The organism is Alcaligenes aquatilis, from assembly GCF_003076515.1.
Classification (GTDB): Bacteria; Pseudomonadota; Gammaproteobacteria; order Burkholderiales; family Burkholderiaceae_B; genus Alcaligenes; species Alcaligenes aquatilis.
On sequence record NZ_CP022390.1, the window covers coordinates 1,555,517 to 1,582,015 of the forward strand.

The 26,499-nt window shown below is 55.6% G+C and carries 24 protein-coding genes; 6 read left to right on the forward strand and 18 right to left on the reverse strand.

The window, feature by feature from the left end:
• Positions 1 to 82: 82 nt before the first annotated feature.
• Positions 83 to 1,006 (reverse strand): histone deacetylase family protein, encoded by a 924-nt coding sequence (locus CA948_RS07180; protein ID WP_162496896.1) that lies wholly within the window; start codon positions 1,004 to 1,006, stop codon positions 83 to 85.
• An 11-nt stretch (positions 1,007 to 1,017) separates the two neighbouring features.
• Here CA948_RS07180 and mltB point away from each other — a divergent pair, with 11 nt between their 5' ends.
• The gene (gene mltB / locus CA948_RS07185) at positions 1,018 to 2,211 is read left to right on the forward strand and encodes a lytic murein transglycosylase B (RefSeq protein WP_094197116.1); all 1,194 of its coding nucleotides are present in this window, start codon (positions 1,018 to 1,020) and stop codon (positions 2,209 to 2,211) included.
• Here the strand turns inward: mltB and cysM are convergent.
• The 14 genes from cysM to gyrA all read right to left on the reverse strand — a co-directional run bounded on the left by cysM (position 2,208) and on the right by gyrA (position 17,597).
• Positions 2,208 to 3,113 (reverse strand): cysteine synthase CysM, encoded by a 906-nt coding sequence (cysM, locus tag CA948_RS07190; protein WP_108727673.1) that lies wholly within the window; start codon positions 3,111 to 3,113, stop codon positions 2,208 to 2,210. The two genes, mltB and cysM, sit on opposite strands and share 4 nt — an antisense overlap.
• Positions 3,114 to 3,212: 99 nt before the next feature.
• The gene (locus tag CA948_RS07195; RefSeq protein WP_108727674.1) at positions 3,213 to 3,599 is read right to left on the reverse strand and encodes a ComEA family DNA-binding protein; all 387 of its coding nucleotides are present in this window, start codon (positions 3,597 to 3,599) and stop codon (positions 3,213 to 3,215) included.
• 116 nt (positions 3,600 to 3,715) lie between these two features.
• Positions 3,716 to 4,714, reverse strand: coding sequence for an ADP-glyceromanno-heptose 6-epimerase (gene rfaD / locus CA948_RS07200; RefSeq protein ID WP_094197119.1), 999 nt, complete (start codon positions 4,712 to 4,714; stop codon positions 3,716 to 3,718).
• The gene (gene rfaE1, locus CA948_RS07205) at positions 4,711 to 5,640 is read right to left on the reverse strand and encodes a D-glycero-beta-D-manno-heptose-7-phosphate kinase (protein ID WP_094197120.1); all 930 of its coding nucleotides are present in this window, start codon (positions 5,638 to 5,640) and stop codon (positions 4,711 to 4,713) included. The genes rfaD and rfaE1 overlap by 4 nt, the downstream gene beginning before the upstream one ends.
• Positions 5,637 to 6,884 (reverse strand): lipopolysaccharide assembly protein LapB, encoded by a 1,248-nt coding sequence (gene lapB, locus CA948_RS07210; RefSeq protein ID WP_108727675.1) that lies wholly within the window; start codon positions 6,882 to 6,884, stop codon positions 5,637 to 5,639. Before lapB ends, rfaE1 begins: the two co-directional genes overlap by 4 nt.
• Before the next feature lie 16 nt (positions 6,885 to 6,900).
• Positions 6,901 to 7,233: a lipopolysaccharide assembly protein LapA domain-containing protein gene (locus CA948_RS07215; RefSeq protein WP_094197122.1), complete on the reverse strand. Its 333-nt coding sequence runs from the start codon at positions 7,231 to 7,233 to the stop codon at positions 6,901 to 6,903.
• A 114-nt stretch (positions 7,234 to 7,347) separates the two neighbouring features.
• Positions 7,348 to 7,707: an integration host factor subunit beta gene (locus CA948_RS07220; protein WP_026482971.1), complete on the reverse strand. Its 360-nt coding sequence runs from the start codon at positions 7,705 to 7,707 to the stop codon at positions 7,348 to 7,350.
• A 5-nt stretch (positions 7,708 to 7,712) separates the two neighbouring features.
• A complete protein-coding gene (gene rpsA / locus CA948_RS07225; RefSeq protein WP_022983279.1) occupies positions 7,713 to 9,431 on the reverse strand; it encodes a 30S ribosomal protein S1 in 1,719 nt (572 codons plus the stop codon).
• 84 nt (positions 9,432 to 9,515) lie between these two features.
• On the reverse strand, positions 9,516 to 10,193 hold the full coding sequence (cmk, locus tag CA948_RS07230) for a (d)CMP kinase (RefSeq protein ID WP_094197123.1): 678 nt from the start codon (positions 10,191 to 10,193) through the stop codon (positions 9,516 to 9,518).
• Positions 10,190 to 11,512 carry a 3-phosphoshikimate 1-carboxyvinyltransferase gene (gene aroA / locus CA948_RS07235; RefSeq protein WP_108727676.1) on the reverse strand — a complete coding sequence of 441 codons (1,323 nt, stop codon included), beginning with the start codon at positions 11,510 to 11,512 and terminating at the stop codon, positions 10,190 to 10,192. The genes cmk and aroA overlap by 4 nt, the downstream gene beginning before the upstream one ends.
• Positions 11,509 to 12,393, reverse strand: coding sequence for a prephenate dehydrogenase (locus CA948_RS07240; protein WP_108727677.1), 885 nt, complete (start codon positions 12,391 to 12,393; stop codon positions 11,509 to 11,511). Before CA948_RS07240 ends, aroA begins: the two co-directional genes overlap by 4 nt.
• 326 nt (positions 12,394 to 12,719) lie before the next feature.
• Positions 12,720 to 13,811, reverse strand: a complete 1,092-nt coding sequence (pheA, locus tag CA948_RS07245) for a prephenate dehydratase (protein WP_094197126.1) — start codon at positions 13,809 to 13,811, stop codon at positions 12,720 to 12,722.
• Complete coding sequence (serC, locus tag CA948_RS07250) at positions 13,804 to 14,913, reverse strand: 3-phosphoserine/phosphohydroxythreonine transaminase (RefSeq protein ID WP_094197127.1); 1,110 nt, start codon at positions 14,911 to 14,913, stop codon at positions 13,804 to 13,806. The genes pheA and serC overlap by 8 nt, the downstream gene beginning before the upstream one ends.
• Positions 14,913 to 17,597 (reverse strand): DNA gyrase subunit A, encoded by a 2,685-nt coding sequence (gene gyrA, locus CA948_RS07255; protein ID WP_094197128.1) that lies wholly within the window; start codon positions 17,595 to 17,597, stop codon positions 14,913 to 14,915. Before gyrA ends, serC begins: the two co-directional genes overlap by 1 nt.
• Positions 17,598 to 18,037: 440 nt before the next feature.
• Here gyrA and ompA point away from each other — a divergent pair, with 440 nt between their 5' ends.
• The 3 genes from ompA (at position 18,038) to gph (ending at position 20,142) form a co-directional block, all read left to right on the forward strand.
• Positions 18,038 to 18,634, forward strand: coding sequence for an outer membrane protein OmpA (ompA, locus tag CA948_RS07260; RefSeq protein WP_094197129.1), 597 nt, complete (start codon positions 18,038 to 18,040; stop codon positions 18,632 to 18,634).
• A gap of 83 nt (positions 18,635 to 18,717) precedes the next feature.
• Positions 18,718 to 19,440 (forward strand): bifunctional 2-polyprenyl-6-hydroxyphenol methylase/3-demethylubiquinol 3-O-methyltransferase UbiG, encoded by a 723-nt coding sequence (gene ubiG, locus CA948_RS07265; protein ID WP_094197130.1) that lies wholly within the window; start codon positions 18,718 to 18,720, stop codon positions 19,438 to 19,440.
• Between the two features lie 6 nt (positions 19,441 to 19,446).
• Positions 19,447 to 20,142 carry a phosphoglycolate phosphatase gene (gene gph, locus CA948_RS07270; RefSeq protein ID WP_108727678.1) on the forward strand — a complete coding sequence of 232 codons (696 nt, stop codon included), beginning with the start codon at positions 19,447 to 19,449 and terminating at the stop codon, positions 20,140 to 20,142.
• 6 nt (positions 20,143 to 20,148) lie between these two features.
• Here the strand turns inward: gph and CA948_RS07275 are convergent, their stop codons facing one another.
• Positions 20,149 to 21,015: a LysR family transcriptional regulator gene (locus CA948_RS07275; protein ID WP_108727679.1), complete on the reverse strand. Its 867-nt coding sequence runs from the start codon at positions 21,013 to 21,015 to the stop codon at positions 20,149 to 20,151.
• A gap of 84 nt (positions 21,016 to 21,099) precedes the next feature.
• Here CA948_RS07275 and CA948_RS07280 point away from each other — a divergent pair, with 84 nt between their 5' ends.
• Positions 21,100 to 22,641, forward strand: coding sequence for an MFS transporter (locus CA948_RS07280; RefSeq protein WP_108727680.1), 1,542 nt, complete (start codon positions 21,100 to 21,102; stop codon positions 22,639 to 22,641).
• Here CA948_RS07280 and fdxA read toward each other — a convergent pair.
• On the reverse strand, positions 22,638 to 22,970 hold the full coding sequence (gene fdxA / locus CA948_RS07285) for a ferredoxin FdxA (RefSeq protein WP_094197133.1): 333 nt from the start codon (positions 22,968 to 22,970) through the stop codon (positions 22,638 to 22,640). The two genes, CA948_RS07280 and fdxA, sit on opposite strands and share 4 nt — an antisense overlap.
• 138 nt (positions 22,971 to 23,108) lie before the next feature.
• Entirely contained in the window at positions 23,109 to 24,182 is a 1,074-nt protein-coding gene (locus CA948_RS07290) for a linear amide C-N hydrolase (RefSeq protein ID WP_108727681.1), read from the reverse strand.
• A 235-nt stretch (positions 24,183 to 24,417) separates the two neighbouring features.
• Between CA948_RS07290 and CA948_RS07295 the strand changes: the two genes are divergently transcribed.
• Complete coding sequence (locus CA948_RS07295) at positions 24,418 to 26,430, forward strand: ligand-gated channel protein (RefSeq protein WP_108728723.1); 2,013 nt, start codon at positions 24,418 to 24,420, stop codon at positions 26,428 to 26,430.
• Positions 26,431 to 26,499: the final 69 nt, after the last annotated feature.

Here is a 26,499-nt window from a genome sequence, read left to right on the forward strand (position 1 = left end):
ATGTTCTCCAGTGCAGTCTTAAATAAAAATTGTTCTGTTGAAATAAGGCTTTGGAAGAATTCCAAAGCCCGGAGCCAATCGCCTAAAGCCCGGCGAAGGCCTTGATATGGGCCACCACGCTACGTCCCAGGGACGAGGGATCGTACCCCCCTTCCAGCATACTGACCAGACGATGTCCGGCACTGGGCGCACAGGCTTGGACCACCATGGCAGTCAATTCCGCATAATCGGCTTCAACCAGGCTTAGCTGTCCCATCTCGTCTTCACGGTGAGCATCAAAGCCTGCCGAGAAAAAGACCATTTCAGGGGCAAAAGCCTCTATGCGGGGCAAACAAACCTGCTTGAACAGATCGATAATCTGAGCAGACTTGGTGTAGGCCTCAACCGGTATATTTACCATGTTTTGCGCTGCCGGGTCCTGAAAGGAATCAGGAAAAAACGGGGACTGAAAAAAACTGCACATCAGAACTCGATCGTCGCCGGCAAAAATCTGTTCGGTTCCATTGCCGTGGTGCACATCAAAATCGACGATCAGCACCCGCTTGAGGCCATATTTTTCCAAGGCATAGGCTACAGCGACAGCGATATTATTGAAAAAACAAAACCCCATCGCCCGCGCCCGCTCGGCATGATGCCCAGGAGGTCGTACAGCACAAAATGCACCGGCCGCCCCTTCATTCATGACGCCATCGACGGCATCCAGACCCGCCCCGGCAGCGGCATAGGCCGCTTCCAGGGTATGGGGATTCATCAGGGTGTCAGGATCGATATTGAAATACCCCTGCTTGGGCAATTGCTCTTTTAGCTTTTGCACATAAGCAGCATCATGCACCCGCAAAATATCCTCATCCGTGGCCAGCCGAGCTTGTCGCTGAGCCAGATAGGATGCCAGACCGCTGGATAGCAGTTGATCATTTATGGCATCGAGCCGCTGCGGACTTTCCGGATGCCATCGACCCATCTCATGCAAATGGCACGATGGATGGATAAAATATAGTGTCTCCATGAGGATGGATTATGTTCAGACCCACTCGAATTTTGCAAGCAGTACTGATCGCGCTGAGCACTGCCGGCTGCGCTTCCACCACTTCACAAGCTCCGTCTTCGGACACCAAACCCAATAACGGCGCGGTTTTCCTGACCCCAACAAAAAATACTGAGGCCATCACAATCAAGGCCTTAGCCGAACCCCAATCCATTCAGGCTGGCCAGTCCCGTTCTGGCCGGACACAGTTTTTTAAATTAAACGGTGAATTAAACGATGATATTGCGGCCTACGCCCAGGAAGTGGCAACAGCACGCGACATCCCATTGGATCTGGTCACTGATATTTTGCAGCAAGCCCAATATAACGAGACCGCTGCCAGATTAATGCGTCCCACCAAAGGGCGCATCAAACGCAGCTGGGTAACGTATAAAAAACGCAATGTAGACCCAGCCCGCATTCAAGGTGGCGTCCAATTCTGGCAAAAGCATCGATTGGCGCTGGAGCAGACCTCCAAAGACTATGGCGTGCCACCCTCAATTATTGTGGCCATCCTGGGCGTGGAAACCGTCTACGGAAAAATCATGGGTGATTTCAAGGTGCTGGACGCCCTATTTACGCTGGGCTTTGCCTATCCGGACGACAGTCGGCCCGAGCGCGGTCAACTATTCCGCGATCAATTGGCTGATCTGATCGAACTTCACTATCAAGGGGAGCTGGATGCCCGGATTGCTCAAGGTTCGTTCGCCGGTGCCATGGGTATGTCCCAATTCATGCCCGGCAGCCTGATACGCTATGCCGTGGACGGTAACGGAGATGGCCGCATTGATCTGCGCAACAATCCCGCCGATGCCATGGCTTCGATTGCCAATTTTTTGCGGGCACATGGCTGGGAACCTGGCTTACCCGTTTTTGCGCCGGTTGAGTTGAGTAACGCGAACAAAGGCATGGTGGACGGCGGCATCTACCCCAAGCTGAGCTGGACTCAATTGACTAATGCCGGTGCCAAAATGAAGGGCCAGAGCCACAATGCAGGCCCTTGGCAGCAGGCTCAATTAGGTGTGGTGAACCTGGTGGATGAGCCACGCAATACCACGGAGTATCGCCTGGGTACGCCCAACTTCTTTGCCATTACCCATTACAACCGCAGTTATTTTTATGCCAGCTCGGTCGCCGACCTGGCTTCCGAACTGGCTAAACAAATGGGTTATGGCAACCCTAATTAATTAAAGATGCCAGTAGACAGGTAACGGTCGCCACGGTCGCACACAATAAAAACGATCGTGGCGTTTTCTACGCGCTGAGCAACGCGCATAGCGGCCACCAAGGCACCGCCAGACGAAATGCCTGCGCAGATTCCTTCTTCAGCGGCCAGACGGCGCGTCATGATCTCGGCCTCTTGCTGGCCGATTTCCTCGAACAGATCCACTTTGGATGGATCGTAAATCTTGGGTAAGTACTCTTCTGGCCATTTACGAATGCCGGCAATTTGCGCCCCTGGTGCAGGTTGAGCACCCACCACCACAATGCCACTGTTCTGGCTGCGCAAGTAATTACCCACACCCATGATGGTGCCGGTCGTACCCATAGCGCTGACAAAGTGCGTGACCTGCCCGTCGGTTTGCTTCCAGATTTCCGGACCAGTGCTGTGCACGTGAGCTGCTGGATTGTCCTTGTTGGCAAACTGGTTCAGCACCTTGCCCTGCCCTTCGGCCTGCATCTTCAGCGCCAGATCACGGGCGTACTCCATGCCTCCTTGATCGGCGGGCGTCAGAATCAACTTCGCACCATACGCTGTCATGGACGCACGACGCTCCAGCGACAAGTTATCGGGCATGATCAAAATCATTTTGTAGCCACGTACGGCCGCAATCATGGCCAGCGCAATACCCGTATTGCCGCTGGTAGCCTCGATCAAGGTGTCTCCCGGCTTGATGTCGCCGCGACGTTCAGCCTCTTGAATCATGGAACTGGCCGCCCGGTCTTTGACTGAACCGGCAGGGTTATTGCCTTCCAGCTTGGCCAACAAGACATTACCGCGTGCCTGCCCAAACTCGCCCGGAATACGCTGCAAGCGCACCAAAGGGGTTTGGCCAACGGTATCTTCAATGGTGGGATAGTTTTTCATCGATCAATCTCTTACCTTGAACAAGAAGGCAGCCAGCTCGCACTGACTGCCCATGCAGACTCAACAAACCACTAGCTTAAAGCGAGTCTACGCCCAGAGCTACGGCTTTCTTCTTATATCCGCGCCGGCCGTATTGGAAACGGCCTTGCTGGCCGCCTTGGCGGGCTCCACTTTCAAGCCCGACTGCTCCATCGTAATAATCTTTTTGGCACCTATCCCTTTAACCCGATCTGCCAAATCCTGTAGAGAATCAAAGGGGCCACCACGCTGACGTTCCTCAAGGATCAGCTCGGCCGTCCGGGGGCCAATGCCCTTGATTTGCTGGAGCTGCTGGGCATCCGCGGTATTCAGGTCGGTTGCCGTCGCCAAACCCCAAGGCCCAAACAAACATAGGGCAAGCAGGACGCGCAAAACAGCACCACGCCAGCGTTGCATCGAACGCAACTGGCGATTGGAAACAGAAGACGACTGTGCAGAGGTACACATGATAAAGGCTCCTTGAAAAGAAGCCTTTATGGTGCCGCCTGGATGATTGAAAAAGCGGCCAGAAGCGCGCGTTTAGCCATGCGTGACAGCCCGCATGGACTTTCTTGTCCTGGCTCTTAACGCAGAGCGCCTGACTGAAGCAGACGACGTACATACTCGGCCACACCGGTCTGCACGTCATGGAAAGGCTTGTCGTAGCCAGCGGCACGCAATTGAGTCAAGTCAGCCTGCGTGTGGCTTTGATAACGGCCTTTCAAATCATCCGGGAATGGGATGTATTGCAGGAACTGTTGCGTCACCAAATCTTCCAATTCCAAGGCAGGCAAACCATCGTGTTCGCGCAAGGTGTTGACGACCGTTTGGGCCACATCATTGAATGGCTGAGCACGACCCGAACCGCAATTGAAAACACCGGACTGCTTGTCTTGACCCAGGAAATGCAGATTCACCGACACCACGTCATCAATAAAGACGAAGTCGCGCTGCTGCCCACCATCCACATAACCATCCCAACCACCGAACAGCAGCACATGACCGTCACGGCGGTATTGCAGCATATTGTGATAAGCCACCGATGCCATGCGCCCTTTGTGCTGCTCTTGTGGACCGTAGACATTAAAGTAGCGCAAACCCACCACGGGTGCGCTCAGTCTATCCAGATGACGACGCAGCACTTGGTCGAACAGGAACTTGGAATAACCGTAAACATTCAAAGGGGCTTCGTTACTAAGGTCTTCGGCGTACAGCGGGCCCGCACCGTAAACAGCGGCGGACGAAGCGTACAGGAGAGGGATGCGCTTGGCCTGGCAATACTCAAAGATTTCCAGTGTCACGCGATAGTTATTGTCCATCATGAACTGGCCATTGCGCTCGGTGGTGTCCGAACATGCGCCCTGATGCAGCACAGCTTCAATATTGGAGAACTCGTCCCGCGCCAAACGGGCACGGAAATCATCCTTGTCCATATAGTCGGCAATTTGACCATGCACCAGATTGACGAACTTGTCGCCATCGCTCAGGTCGTCCACCACCAGAATGTCGGTCACACCCTGCTGGTTCAGGCCTTTCACCAAATTGCTGCCAATAAAGCCAGCGCCACCGGTCACTACGATCATGCCAATTCCTTTGCCGTCACAATGGACGTACCCAATTTTCCGACCACGATACCACCGGCACGATTTGCCCAGCGCATGGCCTGCAACCAATCCAGGCCAGCCGCTCGCATCACCGCCAGCGTTGCCAATACCGTGTCCCCGGCACCCGAGACATCAAACACCTCTTGTGCCTGGGCATCCACATGCTCACGCCCCTGCTCGGTGAACAAGGTCATGCCTTGCTCGGAACGGGTAATCAGCAAGCATTCCAAATTCAGCTTGCGACGCAAATCCTGGGCGCGTCGCATGAGATCATCTTCATCTTTCCAAGCACCCACGGCTTCCTGCATTTCCGAACGATTCGGGGTCAGAATAGTGGCGCCCTGGTAGCGCTCGTAGGTCTTGCCTTTGGGGTCGACCAAAACGGGAATATTCTTGGAGCGTGCCAAGGCAATCAGGCTTTCCACCTGCGCCAAAGCGCCTTTGGCGTAATCAGACAAAACCAGCACCTGATGCTGATCCAACAGGTCGCTCATATTTTGCTGTAGCTGCTCCAGAGCGCCGTCAGCAGGGCTTTCTTCAAAGTCCACCCGCAACAACTGCTGCTGACGACCCAGTACTCTCAACTTCAAGGAAGTGGGCATCAGAGGGTCTTGCACCCAGTGGGCCTGAACATGGTCGGCTCTCGCCAAGTCTTGCACTGTCTTGCCCGCTTCATCCTGCCCAATCACGCCAAGCAAGCTGGCTTGAGCACCTAAAGCAGCAATATTGCGCGCCACGTTGGCAGCACCACCCAAACGATCCTCCACCCGGCCCATCTTGACCACGGGAACAGGAGCCTCGGGGGAAATACGATCCACATCACCAAACCAGTAACGGTCCAGCATGACATCGCCTACTACCAGTACACGACTGGCGGCGACGGCTTCACCTGGAAACGTCATCATTTCAACTCCTCAAGGCGCCGAGGGGCATACGTCTCCCAGGAGTTGCAACCAGGACATTGCCAGTAAAAATGGCGAGCCTCAAAGCCACAAGAACTGCAAGAATATCGATCCAGGCGCTGTGTATGCCTGTGAATCAAAGAACGCAGCAGACTTAAATCCGCGCCCGCAATAATTTGATCGACACCGACCGCTTCTGCGCCTTCGGCACCTTCCTTGCTCTGCCCTTGATCCTGGAGTTCGACTTCCAGCATCTTGTCCAGACCCAATAAAGAAGGATGGGCGCGCAAGGCATCGCGCGCAAAGGCCCAGGCCTGCAAATGGCCTTCCTGCTCACGCAGAACGCGGAACAGCACATTGAAAATATCCAGGCTGGGGTGCTGCTGATAATGACTGCGCAGCATGGCAACACCTTCTTCACCACGACCCAGCTTGCGATAACTGTCCAGCAACTCGGTAGCGTACAGACCCACATATTCGGGGGCACTGCTCAGGATGGACACCAGATAGGCACGCTCCTGCTCGTTCTGCCCTTGCATACGCGCAACACGAGCACGCAAACCAGCAACCCGAGCCTGGGAGGCATACATGCCCTGGCCAGTACCCAATTTGCGAATGGCATTATCAGCCTCGTCCAAGGCTTTGGCAGCACGTTCGAAATCAGGCTGCTTGCCCTGCAAGGCCCCCTCGGCCTGCTCACACTGGTAATGCACCAACTGCGGCACGGGCTCATCGACCAGGGCTCGCAGGCGGCGCACCGCTTCGATCGCACGTGGCCAATCATGCTCGGACTCATAAATACGAATCAAAGCGCGCATGGCCGGTATCGCAAAACGCGTTTCACGCACCGCCTCAAAAGCGGCTTCAGCCCGATCCAGCATGCCAGCTTTGAGGAAATCCTGGGCAATCTGAAACTGGGCATTTTCACGATCTGCAACAGGCAGATCGGCACGCGACAGCAAACTTTGATGCACACGGATAGCGCGCTCCATTTCGCCTCGACGGCGAAACAGGCTGCCCAGTGCAAAGTGCAGCTCGGTGGTTTCAGGGTCCAGTTTGGCCACTTCCACAAACGCATCAATGGCACGATCCGGCTCTTCATTGAGCAGGAAGTTCAACCCCTTGAAATAGGAGTCCGGCAACGTGCGGGTTTCGGACATCATTTGCCGAAAATCCACCCGTGCTGCGACCCAACCCAAGGCAAAAAGAATGGGTACAAAAACCAACCACCAGGTTTCAAAATCCACTGTTTACTCCAACGGCTTACAAAGGCGCCAAGGGGGCGACGGTCTCGGGCGCAACAGCAGCCGTATTCACAGGCGCTTGCTGCACTTGCTCGAGCCTGTCTTGCAAACGGTCCATTTCGCGGCGCAAGCGGTTGACCTCGCGACGGCGGCGCATGACTGCACCCACCATCAAAAGCAGCCCCAACACCAAGCCTAAAATAAACGCGGCCAGCATCACGACGATCAGCGGGACGTCTTGAATAATATGCTCGGCAAAGAAGCTGACCTGCACGGGTTCGGTGTTTTTCAGTGCGAACAGCAGCACGATCACAAAAACGAGCAGACGCAGTACCCAGACTAGATAGCGCATTTTTAGGGCTCCAACAGTGTTTTTATAATGTCTGATTGTACGTGCAAGCGGAATTTAGCGCACACGCAAAACAGGCCCTGTAAAGGGCCTGTGTAATCAGTGTGCAAGTAGGTCTTAACCGTGACGGACTCTCGCATTGAGCTGCTCGAAGGCTGAGGACTGGTCGTCCGCCTCGATTTGCTCTTGCTCAAGAAAGACAGAATCGACTCGCTCGCGCAACTCCTTACCCGCTTTGAAGTGAGGCACCTGTTTACCAGGCACCATCACTTTTTCACCGGATTTGGGATTGCGCCCTACCCGCGGCGAGCGGGTAGAGAGCGAAAAACTGCCAAACCCTCGGATTTCGATCCGCTGACCACTGGCCAGAGCCTGGGTCATCGAATCCAAAACCGTTTTCACGGCGAAATCCATATCGCGCAGAGCCAGCTGCGGATAGCGACTGGCCAACAACGCGATCAGCTCAGACTTTGTCACGCTGATTAACCGTCGTCACGTTGCTGCTGGTCCAGCTTGGCACGCAGCAGAGCACCCAGATTGGTCGTACCGGACGAAGCGCTGGCTTCGGTCAGGCGGGCCATGGATTGAGCGGTTTCGGCAGTATCACGAGCCTTGATGGACAACTGAATCGAACGGGTCTTGCGATCCACGCTCAAGATCATGGTTTCGATTTCCTGACCTTCTTTCAGAGCCGTCGTGGCATCTTCAACACGACCCGAGGAGATCTCGGAAGCGCGCAGGTAGCCTTCAACGTCCAGCGACAGAGTAACAACCGCACCCTTGGCTTCGACCGACTTGACGACGCCGCTAACCACAGCACCCTTGTCGTAAGTCGCTACGAAGTTGTTGAATGGATCGCCTTCCAGCTGTTTGATACCCAGGGAAATGCGCTCTTTGTCGGTATCGATACCCAGAACCACGGCGTCAACTTCGTCGCCCTTCTTGAAGTTGCGAACGGCTTCTTCGCCCGTCTCGGACCAGGACAGGTCGGACAGGTGAACCAGACCGTCGATGCCGCCTGGCAGACCAACAAACACGCCAAAGTCGGTGATGGACTTGATGCCACCGCGAACCTTGTCACCGCGCTTGAAGTTGATGGCGAAATCTTCCCATGGGTTGGCACGGCACTGCTTCATGCCCAAGGAGATACGACGACGATCTTCGTCGATTTCCAGAACCATGACTTCGACTTCTTCACCCAAGGTCACAACCTTGCGTGGGTCAACGTTCTTGTTGGTCCAATCCATTTCGGATACGTGAACCAGACCTTCGATACCGTCTTCCACTTCAACAAATGCACCGTAATCGGTCAGGTTGGTAACCTTGCCGAACAAACGGGTGTTTTGTGGGTAGCGACGTGCCAGACCGATCCATGGATCTTCGCCCAGCTGCTTGACGCCCAGGGAGACGCGGCTCTTTTCCTGATCGAACTTGAGAACCTTGGCTTCGATTTCCTGACCCACCTGCAGAACTTCGGATGGGTGACGAACACGGCGCCATGCCATGTCGGTGATGTGCAGCAGACCGTCGATGCCGCCCAGATCCACGAACGCACCGTAATCGGTGATGTTCTTGACGATACCTTTGACGATAGCGCCTTCGGACAGGGTTTCCAGCAATTTCTGACGCTCTTCGCCCATGGAGGCTTCCAGCACAGCGCGACGCGACAACACAACGTTGTTACGCTTGCGATCGAGCTTGATAACCTTGAATTCCAGGGTCTTGCCTTCGTATGGCGTGGTGTCCTTGACAGGACGCAGATCAACCAGCGAACCAGGCAAGAAGGCACGGATGCCGTTGGTCATGACAGTCAGACCGCCCTTGACCTTACCGGTGATGGTACCGTTGACCAGCTCGCCGGACTCAAGCGCTTGCTCGAGGGACAACCAGGCCGACAGACGCTTGGCGCGGTCGCGGGACAGGATGGTGTCGCCGTAGCCGTTTTCAAAGGCATCGATAGCCACGGAAACGAAGTCACCTGCTTGAACTTCCAGTTCGCCCTGATCGTTCAGGAACTCTTCCAGAGGGATCAGTGCCTCGGACTTCAGGCCAGCATTGACCAGAACGTAGTTGTGGTCAATACGCAGAACCTCGGCGGAGATAACTTCGCCGCTTTTCAGGTCTTGGTTTTTAATGCTTTCTGCAAACAAATCGGCAAAGCTTTCGCCGCCCGTTGCGTCTGTGTGAAGGTTAGTGGACATTAAATCAATCCGTTAGCCAAAATGGCCATAAAAAACACACCAGGCAGAACCCGGTGGAGTGAACAAAGCCCGATCAGCACGGGATTAGGCTGTCGGGACCGCAATACCCGACCAAAGGTCGAGCACCTTATTTACAACTTCCTGGATGCTGAGCTGGGAAGAATCCACAATATGGGCACCCTGCGCAGGCACGAGCGGGGCATGGGTTCGAGAACGATCACGTTCATCGCGCGCACGCAAATCCGCCAAAAGACTCGTAAGATTAGCAGAAATACCCTTTTCGCTCAACTGTTTACAGCGTCTTTGGGCTCGCACTTCTGCATCTGCCAGCAAAAATATCTTTAAAGGCGCGTCCGGGAACACAACGGTGCCCATATCGCGCCCATCGCCCACCAAACCGGGCGCAACGCGAAAATCCCGCTGCCGTTGCAAAAGCGCCTCACGCACCAGCGGCAGAGCTGCCACTTGCGAAGCCAGATTACCTACTTCTTCCTGACGGATAGCATCACTGACATCGTCGCCGTCCATGTAGATATGGGGGTAGTCAAAACGCACGTTCAGGTTCTGGGCGGCGTGCTGGACCTGAGCCTCGTCCTGCACATCCACACCACGACGCAGGCAGGACAAGGCTGTCAGGCGATACAAGGCACCGCTATCGAGCGTATGCCAGCCCAGCCGCTGCGCAACCAGAGAGGCAATCGTTCCTTTACCGGAAGCCGTAGGACCATCAATGGTAATGACGGGAATGCTCTGTTCTGTCATGCCTGCACCAATTGTTCAAAAACAGAAAAATACTCGGGGAACGTCTTGCTGACGCAGGCAGGATCCAGAATAGTGACCGGCACCGAGCCAAAGCTGGCCAGCGAAAAACACATGGCAATGCGGTGATCATCATAGGTTTCAATGCTGGCTGAACGCCATTGATCGGCCGCAATAGGATGCACAGTCAGCCAATCCGGCCCGGATTCCACTGTCGCGCCCAGTTTGCGCAATTCGGCCTGCATGGCATCAATACGATCCGTTTCCTTCACGCGCCAGCTGGCGATATTACGCAAGGTGCAAGGACCATCAGCAAACATGGCCATGGCCGCCGCCGTCATGGCCGCGTCGGGAATGTGGTTAAAGTCCAGATCAAAGGCCTTGAGCTTGTCGCCCTTGGCCACGGACAAGCCAGAGACAATCAGCTCGTTGGCATGGCGTTCGATACGGGCACCCATAGCCTGGGCCACATCCGCAAACTGAATATCACCTTGCAGACTTTCTGTACCCACACCCTGAATGCGCAGCGGACCACCCCCAATCGTTCCCAATGCAATGAAATACGAAGCGGACGAGGCATCGCCCTCCACGGCATACAAACCGGGGCTGACATAAGTAGCATCGGCAGGGACCGTAAAGCTGCTCCAACCGTCGCGCTCTACCTGCACACCGAAACGCGCCATCATGGCCAGGGTGATTTCAATATAGGGCTGGGAGATCAACTCCCCTTGCACTTCAATACGTAAAGGCTGGCCCGTACGAGTGGTCAACAAGGGTGCGGCCATCAACAAGGCTGTCAGAAACTGGCTGGATACCGAGCCTTTCACCGACACGTAACGCTGATCTGCTTGGGCCAACTCACCAATCGCCAGGGGAGGATAGCCTTCCGCACCCAGGTAGTGCACCTCGGCCCCCAGGCTACGCAGCGCGTCTACCAGATCACCAATGGGACGCTCATGCATGCGAGCAATACCGCTAAGATTGAAGCGCCCTCCCATCAAACCCAAGGCAGCGGTCAAGGAACGGAAAGCCGTGCCGGCATTCCCCAAAAACAGATCGGCATCGCGATGTGCAAAAGGAGCGCCACCGTCAATCACCACCACGCCCTGTCCAAGATCCTGCACCGCCACGCCCATTTGCTGCAAAGCAGCCATCATGACGCGGGTATCATCCGAGTGCAGCAAACCCTCCAGGCGGGTTTGCCCTTGGGCCAAAGCGGCCAGCAAAAGGGCTCGATTGGAAATGCTCTTGGACCCTGGCAATTGCAGTTGCCCACTGGCACGGCTGACCGGGTTCAAAACAAGACTGTCGCTCTGACTCATTGCAAACCACTCCTACTTGCCCAAAAACGGCGCGCTAAAGCAGCGCGCTCTAAAAATTCGTATAAAGCCTGACCATCCTGATCCTGCAAGGCCTGTTCAGCCTGATCCAAAGCCTGACGTACTTCCTGTAACTGCCCCAAGACAGCCTCACGATTGCTCAGGAAAATATCGCGCCACACCTCCGGTGAACCGGCGGCAATACGGGTGAAATCCCGAAAACCCGTCCCCGCCAAGGCAAAGCGTTGATCCGAGTTCGCACTGGAGGCTACCTGCCACATAAAGACCGAGGATAGAAAATGCGGCACATGGCTGACCGAGGCCAGCACTTCGTCGTGGGTCGCCGGGTCCATCAACATGACCCGCGCCCCGCAGGCCTCCCAAACCGCAATCAAACGTTCGCGTGCACTGACACTGTTTTCTTCCAGGGGGGTCAAAATGACATTACGGCCGTCGTAAAGATCAGCACGTGCGGCTTCCGGGCCTACGGTTTCCGCACCCGCAATAGGGTGGCCGGGAACAAACTGGCCGATACGATCCCCAAGCACCTCACGCGCCACACTGACCACATCGACCTTGGTGCTGCCTGCGTCGCTAATCAATGTATGGTCGCGCAAATGGGGACGCAGGCTTTTCAATGTCGAAGCCATGGCACCAATAGGCGTAGCCAGCACAATCAAGTCTGCTTGCTGCGCGGCTTGTTCCAGCGTGGCGACCTCGTCGATCAAGCCCAGCTCCTGAGCTCGTCGCAAGCTCTTCAGTTGCCGACCTACACCCAGCACTTTTCCAACAGCCCCGGAGCGCTTGAGCGCCAGAGTCAAAGAGCCGCCAATCAAACCGACTCCAACGACCGCCAGCACTGGAACCAAGGGCGGCGACGCCATAGTTTCTGATGACGCTATCATGATTAATTCCGTTCCCTCTCAGGCCGTCCATGCTGCGCGTATTGCGTGAAATAGCACCAGCAAAACCGGGATATTGATGCAGACTTTGCCTGACTGCTGCGTGAACGCCATCAAGGGGTTAAAGCAATGCGCAAAGCCTCTATTCTGCCTAGCCACGTCTTGATGAAACAGAGCATCAAACGGCTGCTTAACACATGCCAAAACAAGCCGATTTTGCACAAACCACCTGTCGCAGCCCGTCCCAGCAGGCAATCAGGCCTTGAGAGGGAAAATTTCCCCACTCAGGCCTTTCTTGTTTCCGATGCTTAAAAGTCGTTTACGGGGTAAGAACCCAGAATCTTGAAAAAGGCGACTTGTTTCTTCAATTCAGCCAAAGCCGCTGCCATGGCAGGCTCGTCACGATGGCCGATCAGGTCTACGTAGAAATAATATTCCCACTGCCCTGTCCGTGCAGGACGCGACTCCAGACGAGTCATGGAAACGCCATGTACCGCCAACGGAGACAGCATGTCATAGACAGCGCCAGCCCGGTTGGGCACGGCCAGAATGATGCTGGTCTTGTCGTTGCCGCTAGGCAAGGACTCGATGTTACCGATCGCCAGGAAACGTGTGCGGTTATGCGGATCGTCCTGGATACCGGCTTCCACCACGCCCAGATTCCAGGCAGTGACAGCGGTATTACCGGCAATCGCCGCCACGGTGGGGTCGGAAGCCGCAATGCGAGCGGCCTCCGCATTGCTGGAAGCGGCTTCACGCAAAAGCTGGGGGTAGTGCTTTTGCAGCCAGTTCTGACACTGCGCCAAGGCCTGCGGATGAGCCATCACCCGAGTGACGCCTTCCATGGTGCCGGTCTGGGTCAGCAGATTGTGGTGTACACGAATGGAGCGCTCGCCCAGGACACGCAAGGGCGAGTTCAGCAAAAGATCCAAGGTGCGGTTAACCGCACCTTCGGTCGAGTTCTCGACGGGCACCATACCCACTTCTGCTTGCCCCACCTCGACGCTGCGAAAAACCTCATCGAAGGAGTCACACTGCAGGCCATCCAGAGCATGACCAAAATGTTCGTAAGCGGCTTGCTCGGAAAAAGAGCCTTGTGGACCCAGGTAAGCCACGCGCAATACGCTTTCCAGACCGCGGCAGGCAGAAATAATCTGCCCCCACACGGCTTCCACTGCGGCAGGAGTAAACGGGCCATCATTTTCAGACTGCAAGCGACGCACAATACGTGCCTCGCGCTCGGGCTTGAGGATGACTTCCTCTGTATTGAAGTCCTGCTTGATCTTGCCCACTTCCAAAGCCGCACGAGCACGCTCGTTGAGCAACTCCAGGATCTGGCGATCCAGCTCATCAATACGATTGCGCCAAGGGAGCAGGCGCTCAGTTAAGGTATTAGCCATTCCGTCGTTCAAAATCAGTCATGAAATCGATAAGTGCCTGCACACCCTCCAGCGGCATGGCGTTATAAATAGAAGCGCGCATACCACCCACGCTCTTGTGCCCTTTCAGAGAGGTCAAACCCGCTGCCGTGGCCTGCTCCAGGAACAAGGCGTCCAACGACTGATCACGCAACAGGAACGGTACGTTCATGCGCGAACGGTAAGCCGGATGCACGGTATTGGTATAGAACTCGGAGGCATCCAGAAAGCCATACAAGGCCTCGGACTTGGCCGCATTGCGGGCCTGCATGGCCGCCACACCACCCTGGCGTTCCAGCCACTTGAACATCAGGCCAGCCATGTAGATCGAGTACGTAGGCGGCGTGTTGAACATGGACTGTTGCTTTTCGATGTTGGCGTAATTGAACGCCGACGGGCACAGATCCATGGCATGGCCCAACAAGTCCCTGCGTATCATCATCAAAGCAATACCGGACATGCCGGCATTTTTCTGGGCACCCGCGTAAGCAACCGACACGCGCGAGAAATCAATCGGGCAGGACAAGATATTGGACGACACGTCGGCAACGACGGGGACATCCAGCTTGGGAATATCGTTGAACTCTACGCCACCAATGGTTTCATTGGTGCAGACGTGCAAGTAAGCTGCGTCCGGGCGCACATCCCATTGGGAAGGCTCGGGGAACCAGGTCCAGGGCGCCCACTCCTTGCCCTGGTCCTGCCAAGTCTGTCCGCTGGTGCCGGCAACACGAATGTCACCGTAGCGCTGAGCCTCTTCGCAGGACTTGACCGACCAGCTGCCCGAAAGCACGTAGTCGGCCTTGCCACTGCCATTGCGCTGGATCAGGTTCAAAGGCAGCAGGCCATTCTGGCCCTGTGCCCCACCCTGCACAAACAACACGGCGAAATCATCCGGCACGGACAGCAAAGCGCGCAAATCGGCTTCTGCCTCGTCACGCACCCCCATATAGTCCTTGCTACGGTGGCTCATTTCCATGATGGACATGCCTGTGCCGTGCCAATCGGTCATTTCAGCGGCAGCTTGTTCCAGCACCTCCAACGGCAGCATCGACGGGCCTGCCGAAAAATTCCATACACGCATTACTCGTTTTCCTCGCCAGAAGGGTCCGCCTGATCTTGGGCGGAATCCGTTTGATTGTCCTGCTCAAGACCTTCTGGCGCCTGACCGTCTTCGCCCAGCTCGGCGTCGACCTCGTCATCGGTCTCTACCACGCGGTACACACCAGACAGTTCGCTGTCGTCATCGACGCTGATCAAGGTCACACCTTGCGTTGCACGACCCATTTCACGGATCTCGGCCACACGCGTCCGAACCAGCACACCCGCGTTGGTAATCAACATGATTTCGTCGGTTTCACGAACCAGGACGGCACCTACGACCTTGCCGTTACGGGCCGAAGTCTGGATGGCAATCATGCCCTTGGTGCCGCGACCGTGACGCGTGTATTCGCCAATCGGAGTGCGTTTGCCAAAACCGTTCTCGGTCGCGGTCAGCACGGATTGCGTTTCGTCCTCTGCCACCAGCAAGGCGATCACGGACTGCCCCTCTTCCAGAGTCATGCCGCGTACGCCACGGGCGGCACGGCCCATTGGACGTACATCGCCTTCATCAAAGCGCACCGCCTTGCCGGCGTCAGAGAACAACATGACGTCGTGAACACCGTCGGTTAGCTGAGCCCCGATCAGGTAGTCGCCCTCGTCCAGACCCACAGCGATAATGCCGGCCTTGCGAGGGTTGGAGAAGTCGGACAGCGGGGTCTTTTTGACCGTGCCGCGCGAGGTTGCCATGAACACGAACTGATCTTCGCTGAATTCCTTGACGGACAACACCACGTTGATCTTCTCGCCCTCTTCCAGAGGGAACATATTGACGATAGGCCGGCCACGCGAGTTGCGTGAACCTTGTGGCACTTCCCAGACCTTGAGCCAGTACACACGGCCACGGTTGGAGAAGCACAACAGGTAATCGTGCGTGTTGGCGATGAACAGCTTGTCGATCCAGTCGTCCTCTTTCATGGTGGTGGCCTGTTTGCCACGGCCACCACGACGCTGAGCTCGGTATTCAGACAGCGGCTGGCTCTTGATGTAGCCGGTATGCGAGAGAGTCACCACCATATCCATCGGGGTGATCAAGTCTTCGGTATCCAGTTCGGTCGCGTTGTGCTCAATTTGCGAGCGACGAACATCCTTGCCGGTCGCCGAGAACTCGTCGCGCACGGCGATCAGCTCGTCGCCAATAATGGCGGACACACGGGCGGGACTGGCCAGGATGTCCAGCAAGTCGGCAATCTTGTCCATAACCTCGCGGTACTCGTTAACAATCTTGTCCTGCTCCAGGCCGGTCAAGCGCTGCAAGCGCATGTTCAGAATTTCCTGGGCCTGAACGTCGCTCAGACGGTACAGACCTTCCGAGCCCATGCCGAATTCGGCACCCAGATTATCCGGACGATAAGCCTGACGGCCACCCACAATGGCGCTGGTATCAGCACGGGCCAACATCTCGCGCACCAGACCGGAATCCCAGGAACGAGCCATCAGCTCGACGCGGGCAACCGGCGGCGTAGGAGCGGCCTTGATGATTTCGATGAATTCATCAATATTAGCCAGGGCGACAGCCAGACCTTCCAGCACATGACCGCGCTCACGCGCCTTGCGCAGTTGAAACACAGTGCGACGGGTGACCACTTCACGTCGGTGGCTAAGGAAGTAATCGACCAACTGTTTCAGGTTAAGCAAACGGGGCTGGCCATCGACCAGTGCCACCATGTTCATCCCGAAGGTCTCTTGCAACTGCGTGTTCTTGTAGAGGTTATTCAGCACCACTTCCGGCACTTCGCCACGCTTGAGCTCAATGACCAAACGCATACCGTCCTTGTCGGACTCGTCGCGAATATCGGAAATACCCTCGATGCGCTTTTCGTTGACCAGCTCGGCAATGCGTTCTTGCAGCGACTTCTTGTTGACCTGGTAGGGGATGGCGTCGACCACAATGGCCTGACGGTTGCCCTTTTCCATGTCTTCAAAGTGCGTACTGGCGCGCATGATGACGCGGCCACGACCGGTGCGATAGCCTTCACGCACACCGGACATGCCATAAATAATGGCGCCAGTCGGAAAGTCGGGAGCCGCAATGTATTCGATCAGCTCATCGACCGTGCACTCGGGGTGGCTCAGGCAATACAGACAGCCATTGACCACTTCAGCCAGGTTATGCGGTGGAATATTGGTAGCCATACCCACGGCAATACCCGAGCTGCCATTCACCAGCAGGTTGGGCAGACGCGAGGGCAACAGGGCCGGTTCTTTTTCGCTGCCATCATAGTTGGGCACGAAATCCACGGTTTCCTGGTCAATATCGGCCAGCAGTTCGTGGGCGATCTTGGCCAGACGAATTTCGGTGTAACGCATGGCTGCGGCGTTATCCCCGTCGATGGAACCAAAGTTACCTTGCCCGTCGACCAGGGTGTAGCGCATGGAAAAGTCCTGCGCCAGACGCACGATCGTGTCATAGACGGCAGAGTCACCATGAGGGTGGTACTTACCGATAACATCACCGACGATACGAGCCGACTTCTTATAGGCACGATTCCAGTCGTTATTGAGTTCATGCATGGCGAACAGAACACGGCGATGCACGGGCTTCAAACCATCTCGCACGTCGGGAAGAGCACGGCCCACAATCACGCTCATGGCGTAATCGAGGTAGCTGCGGCGCATCTCCTCTTCAAGCGAAACGGGAAGCGTCTCCTTGGCAAAGGAATCCATAGGTCAATTCTTTATAGATATGGGTTAAGCAGTAAGCCAGCCGTAAACGGACAAGGGGAAATTCTAGCACTTTCACATAGAGGGACGCAGCGTCGCGCGGCGACAAGGCAGGTGATAGGTGATTGAAAGGGTTGATCCATCAAAAATCTGCCATCCACTAAACGTATCGATCAGGAATTGGGGAAGCGACGCCACCCACCTCCTGTTGCCTAAAACCAACAATAACAGGAAAGAACAAGGCTAATTCCACGCATCTTCGCGAATCGTTCCTTGTCCCCCTCACGCATAAGGCCGAAATGTCTTAAGATTCGACCTAACACGCATGAAACCCAGCGCAAGCAAGTCTTTGTTCCGTTCAAAGGATTGCTATACTGGTTCCGTTAATCAGCGGCAGGGGTTCGCTGCGGTCACTTAACAGCATCAGCTCAACGAGGAGAAATATGAACAAACCCTCCAAAATCGCACTTGTACTCGCCATTGCCGCCGCATCGGCTACTAGTGCAGTTTCCGCACAAGAGTCCGGCGAAGTTAACAACTGGCGCAATCCGTTCGGCGACGTTTGGAAAAACGGCACCAACGAACTGTGCTGGCGCAACAACTTCTGGACACCTGCTACAGGTATTCCAGGTTGTGACGGTGTGCCCGTTGCCCAAGCCCCCGAAGCTCCTGTCGTCGCTCCTACCGTCACTAAAGTGACCCTGAACGCTGACACTTTCTTCGACTTCGACAAATCCACCATCAAGCCAGAAGGCCGCCAGGTTCTGGATCAAGTGGCTGACACTGTTCAAGCCATCGATCTGGAAACTCTGATCGCTACCGGTCACACTGACTCGATCGGCGCTGAAGCTTACAACCAGAAGCTGTCCGAGCGTCGCGCCAATGCTGTTAAAGCATACTTGGTCAACAAAGGCGTACCTGCTGACCGTATCTACACCGAAGGCAAAGGCGAAGCCAACCCCGTGGCGTCCAACAAGACCCGCGAAGGCCGTGCTCAAAACCGTCGCGTAGAAATTGAAATCGTGGGCAACCGCAAGTAATTCTTGCTGCATCACGTATTTCTGTAGCTAAGGCTACAATTAAGGCTCCGCTTTTGCGGGGCCTTAATTTTTTTGGATAAGCCATGACCGCTTCCACTGCCACTAACCTCAATGTCGATCCCGCAGAGATCGATAAATTCAGTGCACTGGCATCCCGCTGGTGGGACCCAGACAGCGAGTTCAAACCGCTGCACGCCATCAACCCTTTGCGTCTGGACTGGATTCTGTCCTACACCGGCTCCCTGGCGGGCAAGCAGGTATTGGACGTCGGTTGTGGGGGCGGGATTCTGTCAGAAAGCCTGGCTCAGTCCGGTGCCGACGTCACCGGCATTGACCTGGCCGAGCGCTCCTTGAAGATTGCGCGCTTGCACAGCCTGGAATCGGGTGTGCCGGTCAAATACGAAATGATCAGCGCCGAAGACATGGCCGATCAGCACCCGGAGCGTTTTGACGTCGTCACCTGCATGGAAATGCTGGAGCACGTCCCTGATCCGGGCTCTATCATCGCGGCCTGCGCCAAGCTGGTCAAACCTGGTGGCTGGGTCTTTTTCTCAACACTGAACCGCAACCCCAAGTCCTTTTTGTTTGCCATTGTGGGCGCCGAGTATCTGCTGCGCCTGATCCCCAAGGGCACGCATAGCTATGAAGGTTTCATCAAACCCAGTGAGCTGATTTCCTCGGCCCGTCGCAGCGGTCTGGATGCCCTGGCCCTCAAAGGTCTGGAATACAACCCGATTACCGAGCACTACCGCCTGTCCGGCGACACTTCCGTCAACTACCTGCTGGCCAGCCGCCGCCAACGTTAAGCACTAATGAATAAACTAGTTCTATTCGATTTTGACGGCACCTTGGCCGATTCCGCGCCGGATCTGGCAGCCACCGCCAATCGTATGCGCAAAGAGCATGGCCTGCCTGAGCTGCCTTACGACGCGTTGCGTCCGTATGCCTCACACGGAGCCCGCGGTCTGCTCAAGGTAGCACTGGATATCAACACTGATCATCCAAACTATGCTCAGTTGCGAGCACAGTTTTTGCAGGACTATCACGATCACATGACAGAGTTGACCCATCTGTTTGAAGGCGTGGCCCCCATGCTCACACAGCTGGAGCAAGCAGGTTACACCTGGGGCATTGTCACCAACAAGTTGGAATACCTGGCCTTGCCGCTGATTCGTCACCTTGGCCTGAATCAGTCGTGTGCCGTTACGGTAGGCGGGGATACCACCCAACATACCAAGCCGCATCCCGAGCCCCTGCTGTACGCTGCAAAACAAGCCGGCTTTGCGCCGGCAGACTGCCTGTATGTGGGCGATGACCTGCGTGACATTCAAGCAGGCCAGGCGGCTGGCATGGCAACCATGGTTGCTGCCTACGGCTATTGTGCTGGCGACGACAGTATCATCACCTGGCAGGCTGATCTGACCGTGCACCACGCCAGCGATATCTGGGAAGGCGTAGAACGCTGGGCGAACGGTCAATTGCCGACCCCCACCCCGCTGGCCTGCTAATCAGACTTAAGGCAGCAGCTCCGACAGGCGCTGCTGCATCCACACGGCCACCGTCGCCAACGATTGCCCCTGTCGCCACAACATCTGCACTGACAAAGGCGGCAAGGCTAGCTCCTTGCAATGTAGCTGCGCCAATTTATTGCGCAAGCTCTCGTACTCCGCAATATTCAAGGGCAAAATCGCCCAGCCCAAGCCGTCAGCCACCATATCGGCAATCACATAAAAACTGTCCGAGCGCCATACGCTGGGCCTGACCACCGTTTGTTCTACCCCTTCGATATGAATCAGCAACTGTCTATGCGCTGTCAGTTCCTTACGGCTGACCTGCTGTTGGCTGGCTAGCTGGTGCGTACGCGCAACACAAATCGCCTGAGGCACCGCACCGATATAGCTCTGCGCAAAAGAGCTGACATCGGCCCCACGATCAAACTGAATGGCTACATCAGAGCGCCCTTCACCGAGATAATCCATAACCTCGGCCGCCGTCCCGTTCCAGATCGTCAACTCCAGAGCAGGCCAACGCACCGCCAGCTCTTTCAGCAATAAACGCAGTGGTCCTTGCGGCAAAGCCTCATCCAGACCGATTTCCAATCGGGCCGACTGCCCCTGAGACAAGTCCAGGGCACGGCGATTCAACCCGTCTGCCTGGCGCAACAAGGCCTTGGCTTCGAGCAACATGATTTCACCTGGTACCGTCAGGCTCAGGGTTCGGCGCGAGCGATCGAACAGCTCCAGGTTCAAGTCGGCCTCTAGCAGGGAAATTGAGGTGCTGACGGCAGACTGCACCTTGCCCAGCTCTTTGGCCGCTTGCGTCATGGAGCCAGTTTCAGCCACGGCCACAAAGTGTCGGATACGTTCTAAAGTCCAATCCATTCATCTATTTTATAGATGCTAATTAACTTTGTCTGTTGATAATATTGATAGATCATAGTGGCTTTCCTACCCTTCTGGCGTTCTATGCTGCACAGCTCGATTACCCATCAAGCCCAAACTGCCCCCCTGTCTCCAAGCCGTCGCTGGTTGATCCTGGCGATTGTGTCGGCAGCCCTTTTATTGATTGTGGTGGACATGACGGTGCTCTACACCGCCCTGCCACGCTTGACACATGATCTGCATGCCTCGGCCTCGGACAAGCTCTGGATTGTCAACAGCTACGCCTTGGTCGTGTCCGGCCTGCTCCTGGGCATGGGCACCCTGGGCGACCGTCTGGGTCACAAACGCCTGTTTCTGTGTGGCCTGGCCACTTTTGGACTGGCCTCGATCGCGGCAGCCTATTCCCCCAACCCGACCGCCCTGATTGCCGCACGCGCGTTTCTGGGGGTGGCGGCAGCCATGATGATGCCGGCCACCTTGTCGCTGATCCGCATCACTTTTCACGATGAGCGCGAACGTGCCGTGGCCTTTGGTGTCTGGTCGTCAATTGCGTCGGGCGGGGCCGCTTTTGGCCCAGTCCTGGGCGGCTTCTTGCTGGAACACTTCTGGTGGGGATCGGTCTTTCTGATCAATGTCCCGATTGTGCTGATCGCCTTGCCTATGGGCTGGCTGCTGGTCCCCAGATCCGCGCCCAATACATCCCGCCCCTGGGACATCAAAGGCTCGTTGCTGATCATGGTGGGCCTGGTTGCCAGTACCTTGGCAATCAAAGAAATGGGCAAGTTGCACATCAACTGGGGGCTAGTCGCTCTCGCCCTGCTTATTGGCATTGCCTTTCTAAGCTGGTTTGTTCGTCAACAAAACCGCAGCCCTTTTCCTTTGCTGGATTTTTCCCTGTTCAAGGACGCCACGCTAAGCACCGCCGTGCTCTCTGCCTTGACGGCCTCGGCCGCCCTGATTGGCATGGAACTGGTTTTTAGCCAACGTTTGCAATTGGTACTGGGTTTCTCGCCCTTAGAGGCAGGTCTGGCGATTCTGCCCTTGCCCCTGGCCGCTTTTGTATCAGGGCCCCTGGCTGGCCGCCTGTTGGTTGTCATTGGCAGCAAACATCTGTTGATCGGCTCTCTGAGCCTGGCGGGAACGGGCATGGCCGCCTATTTGCTGTGGCATAACAGCGCGCAGTATCTACAAGTGACCAGTCTTGTGATGCTTGGTCTGGGCGTTGGTGCGGCCATGACCGCCGCTTCCAGCACCATCATGCAAAGCGTGCCGCCTTCGCGCGCCGGGATGGTAGCTTCAGTTGAAGAAATGTCTTACGAGCTGGGTGGGGCACTGGGCGTGACCATTATGGGCAGTTTGCTGTCCTTCGTATACAGCACCAGCCTGATCTTGCCGCAGGAGTTAAGTGATCGCCCATTGGCCTACGACAGTCTGGACCAAGCCTTGCTGATGGCAGAAACCATGCCGCAGAATCTGGCCCTCACCTTAAGTGAGTTGGCCCGCGATTCTTTTGATAAAGGCTATGTTGCCGTGCTGGCCAGTTGCACGGCCTTACTGGTGATGGCGGCCTTGGCTGTCTGGTACTTCCAGCGCAACAAAAGCAGCCACGCGAGTTCTGCCTATTAGTCTTTTTGCAGCAGCGCCAACTTGTCAGTCTGAGTGGCCCAGTACTCATGGTCCGGCAAGGGCGCTTTTTGTTGACTGATGCGCGTCCAGGCCGGGTTCTCGCTCAAAGTTCGATTCAGCTCGACATAGACCTGCTGTTCGGACGTCACGTCCTGATCACTGACAATCGCCCCCACGGGGCATTCGGCCACACAAATGGAGCAGTCAATACATTCATCAGGATGAATGACCAGGAAATTCGGGCCTTCAAAAAAGCAATCCATGGGACACACCGTCACGCAATCGGTGTACTTGCACTGGATACAGGCTTCCGTCACTACATAGGTCATGACACGGCTACTTCAACAAATAAAGACGGGGCATAGCATAACAGCTGAACATGAATATCATGTGTTCGCTGTCGGCCATGCCCCGCCTATTCGGCCTGATTTCAGACCGTCCTGAAACGGCCCTAACTGCTCATGGCCTTAAACAGCAGGCCCCTTCGCTGGCAAGAACTGAAAGGGTTTGGCTGGCTTGAAGTGCTCCAGCGCTTCACCCATATAGACCGTGCTTTGCTCAGGTCCCAGATCCAGCTTCATGACCTTGCCCGTCTCGGCCGAAAAATCGACCTTCTTCATGTCAACCCAGAACGCACCGGGCGACAGCACCGAATCAAAGTAATACAGGCTGCGCTGGTGGTCGAACACCGTGCGCCAGCGTGTCGACGAGTTATTAGGCTGATCGGGCACCGTCATGCCGTAGGGGGTGGACGCATTGCGCATCACGCTCAGCACGCTGGCCACGGCCTTGTCATCGCTCAGATTGCGTGGCACGGCATCAATGTAGAAAGAAGCGCGAGCAAAGCGGTCGGCGGCACGGCTGGTGCCCGGCAACATATTCATGCCTCCTACCGACTGCCAGTAATCACGAATAGCCAATTGCTGGTCAAAAGTCGGCGAGTTCGTCATCACCTGATACTTGCGGCTGTGATGGATATGCTGCTTGCCATCGATGTACTCAATAATGGCACTGTCACCAGAGGAGTCCGACATGGACAAATGCAAGGTCGCCAAACGCTCTTCATTGGGAACCTTGTCGCTGATCACCACGAAGGGGGTCTTTTCCAAGGCAGCCACCGCTTCAGCCACCGTTGCGAAGTTATCCAGAACATATTGCCCCCACAAGGACATGCTCAAGGTTTTGTCACCTTTTTGAGGGGTGGGGTACTCCGACTCCACCAACCACAGCAAATTGACGTTCAGTCCCTTTTCATTTGCTCCGTCTGTCGAGGCCAGGTCGTAACCCGAAGCAATCACGCTGCCATATTTGGATGTCCATTCAATCGACGATGGACCTGCTTCACCGCTGCGCTTGGCGCCACGAGGAAAAATCCAGAGGTTGGTTCCAACGTCCAGCTTCCAGTCCATGGAACGACCGGTAATCACCTGACCGTTATCACCCAGAAAAACAGCTCGAGTACACGCCTGAGAGGCCGCAGGCACCAAAGCCAGCCCAACTGCGCAAGCCAGCAAAGTACGACGACATTTTTTTAGCAACATCTTTCTCTCCAGAGACGGCTAGCCGCCCAATCAATCAAACAAAAAACCGACTGTTTAGACAGCCGATACATTGGACACGGGTGTAACAAAAACAGGATTAGGACAGCGCGTCAAGCCAAGTGACAAGTTGTGGCAGAAGACCTACAGATACATGAAAAAGAGCTCTCTTGATTTGAGAAACACAGTGTTTAGATAATAATAACTGTTCTCATTATTGTTCCTTATTCTGATTTTTATGTCTCTCTTGTTTCCTCTTTCTCCGGCTGCCCGTGCCGTAGCCATTCTTGCTGGCTCCATCGCCCCCTTCTCCTGTGCCTTGGCTCAACAAAGCGTCAACCAGCTCGACAATATCGTGGTTACTGCTTCCGGCTTTGAGCAAGCGGTTCAAGATGCCCCCGCCTCCATCAGCGTCGTACCACGTGCCGAACTGGAAAAGAGAGCCTACCGTGACGTCACCGACGCCTTGCGAGATGTACCTGGCGTGGTGATCACAGGTGGTGCAAGTGGTAGCGATATCAGCATTCGTGGTATGGCTTCGGCCTATACCCTGATCCTGGTTGACGGCAAGCGACAAAACTCGCGTGAGACACGTCCCAACAGCGATGGTGCCGGTATTGAGCAGGGCTGGTTGCCTCCCATGCAGGCAATCGAACGTATTGAAGTGATTCGTGGTCCCATGTCCTCCTTGTATGGCTCAGAAGCCATGGGGGGAGTGATCAACATTATTACCCGCAAAGTTCACCAGGAATGGACCGGCTCGCTGCGCACCGAAGGCACCATCCAAGAGGACTCCAAGTCCGGCAATATTTATCAAGGCAATTTCTATCTGGCAGGCCCCATCAAGAAAGACATGCTGGGGCTGCAGATTTATGGCCAGGAATCCCGTCGCAATGAAGACAAAATTCTTGACGGTTTCAACAAACAAAATACATCCTCGGGCACCGTCAAGCTGACCTTGACACCTTCGGCCAATCACGACTTTACCGCCGAGTTCTCCCGGACTTTGCAAGAGCGAACCTCTACACCCGGCAAAAGCATGCCCGCCGAAACCTGCGGCAGAAACGGCAAATGCTCCCCCAACAGCATCTCCTCCAGCAAGTACTCTCGCAATGTGTTCTCCGTGGGCCACAACGGTCGCTGGGGACGGGCTGTTTCCAACACCTACGTACAACGTGAAGAGATTGATAACCCCGGCCGTAGCATGTTCCTGAAAAACACCGAGTTCAATACGCAATGGAGCCTGCCTTTAGGCGACCACATGCTGACCTCGGGCTTTCAGTATCTGCATGAGCAACTGCGCGACAACGGCAACCAGTACAAGCCCGATGTCAATCGCCTAAGCCGTGAACAATGGTCGGTATTCGCGGAGGACGAATGGAGCATGACCGACAACTTTGCCCTGACCGGCGGCTTGCGCATGACTCACGACGAGAACTATGGCAATCACTGGACTCCACGCCTTTATGGTGTCTGGCATGCCACCGAGCAACTGACCTTGAAGGGCGGCGTCTCCTCTGGTTTCAAGGCCCCTTCCCTGCGTTCGGCCGTGGCTGACTGGGGGCAGATCACCGGTGGCGGCGGCGTTCCTGCTGTGATCGTTGGCAACCCGAATCTGAAGCCGGAAAAGAGCCTGAGCCAGGAACTGGGCATTGTTTGGGACAACCAGAACGGTATGGTCAACAGCCTGACCTTCTTCAATACCAATTTCAAAGACAAGATCTCTGAAACTCGCCGTTGTACAGATCCGGATGGCCTGCCTAACTGCCACGTTTTCCCAGGCGATCAAGGCTACAAATTCGTAAGTGACCGCGTCAACGTAGACAAGGCCATCATGCGTGGTGTGGAGGCCTCCACAACCTGGTCGATTACCGATGACCTGCGTCTGGCCGCCAATTACACCTACACCTACTCCAAGCAAAAGAGCGGTGAGTTCTCCGGCCAGCCTTTGAACAAGATGCCCAAGCATATGTTTAACGCCACCCTGGATTGGGATGCCAACGAACAACTGGGCTTGTGGACACGTGTCAACTACCGTGGCAAGACTTCAGACTACCTGAGCCGCACCAGCATGGCGCAAGGCACCCCATCCTTCACCTTCCTGGATGCCGGCCTGAACTACAAGGTCAACAAGACCACCACGCTTGGCTTTGGTATCTACAACATCTTTGACAAGCGCGTCACGGATGAAACCTTTGATGCTGTGTATGATGGGCGCCGTTACTGGGCTCAACTCACTGTCGGTTTCTAAAAACACCGCTTCATGCAGAATCAAAAACGGCCCTTCACGGGCCGTTTTTACAGCTCAGTTCAAACCAGC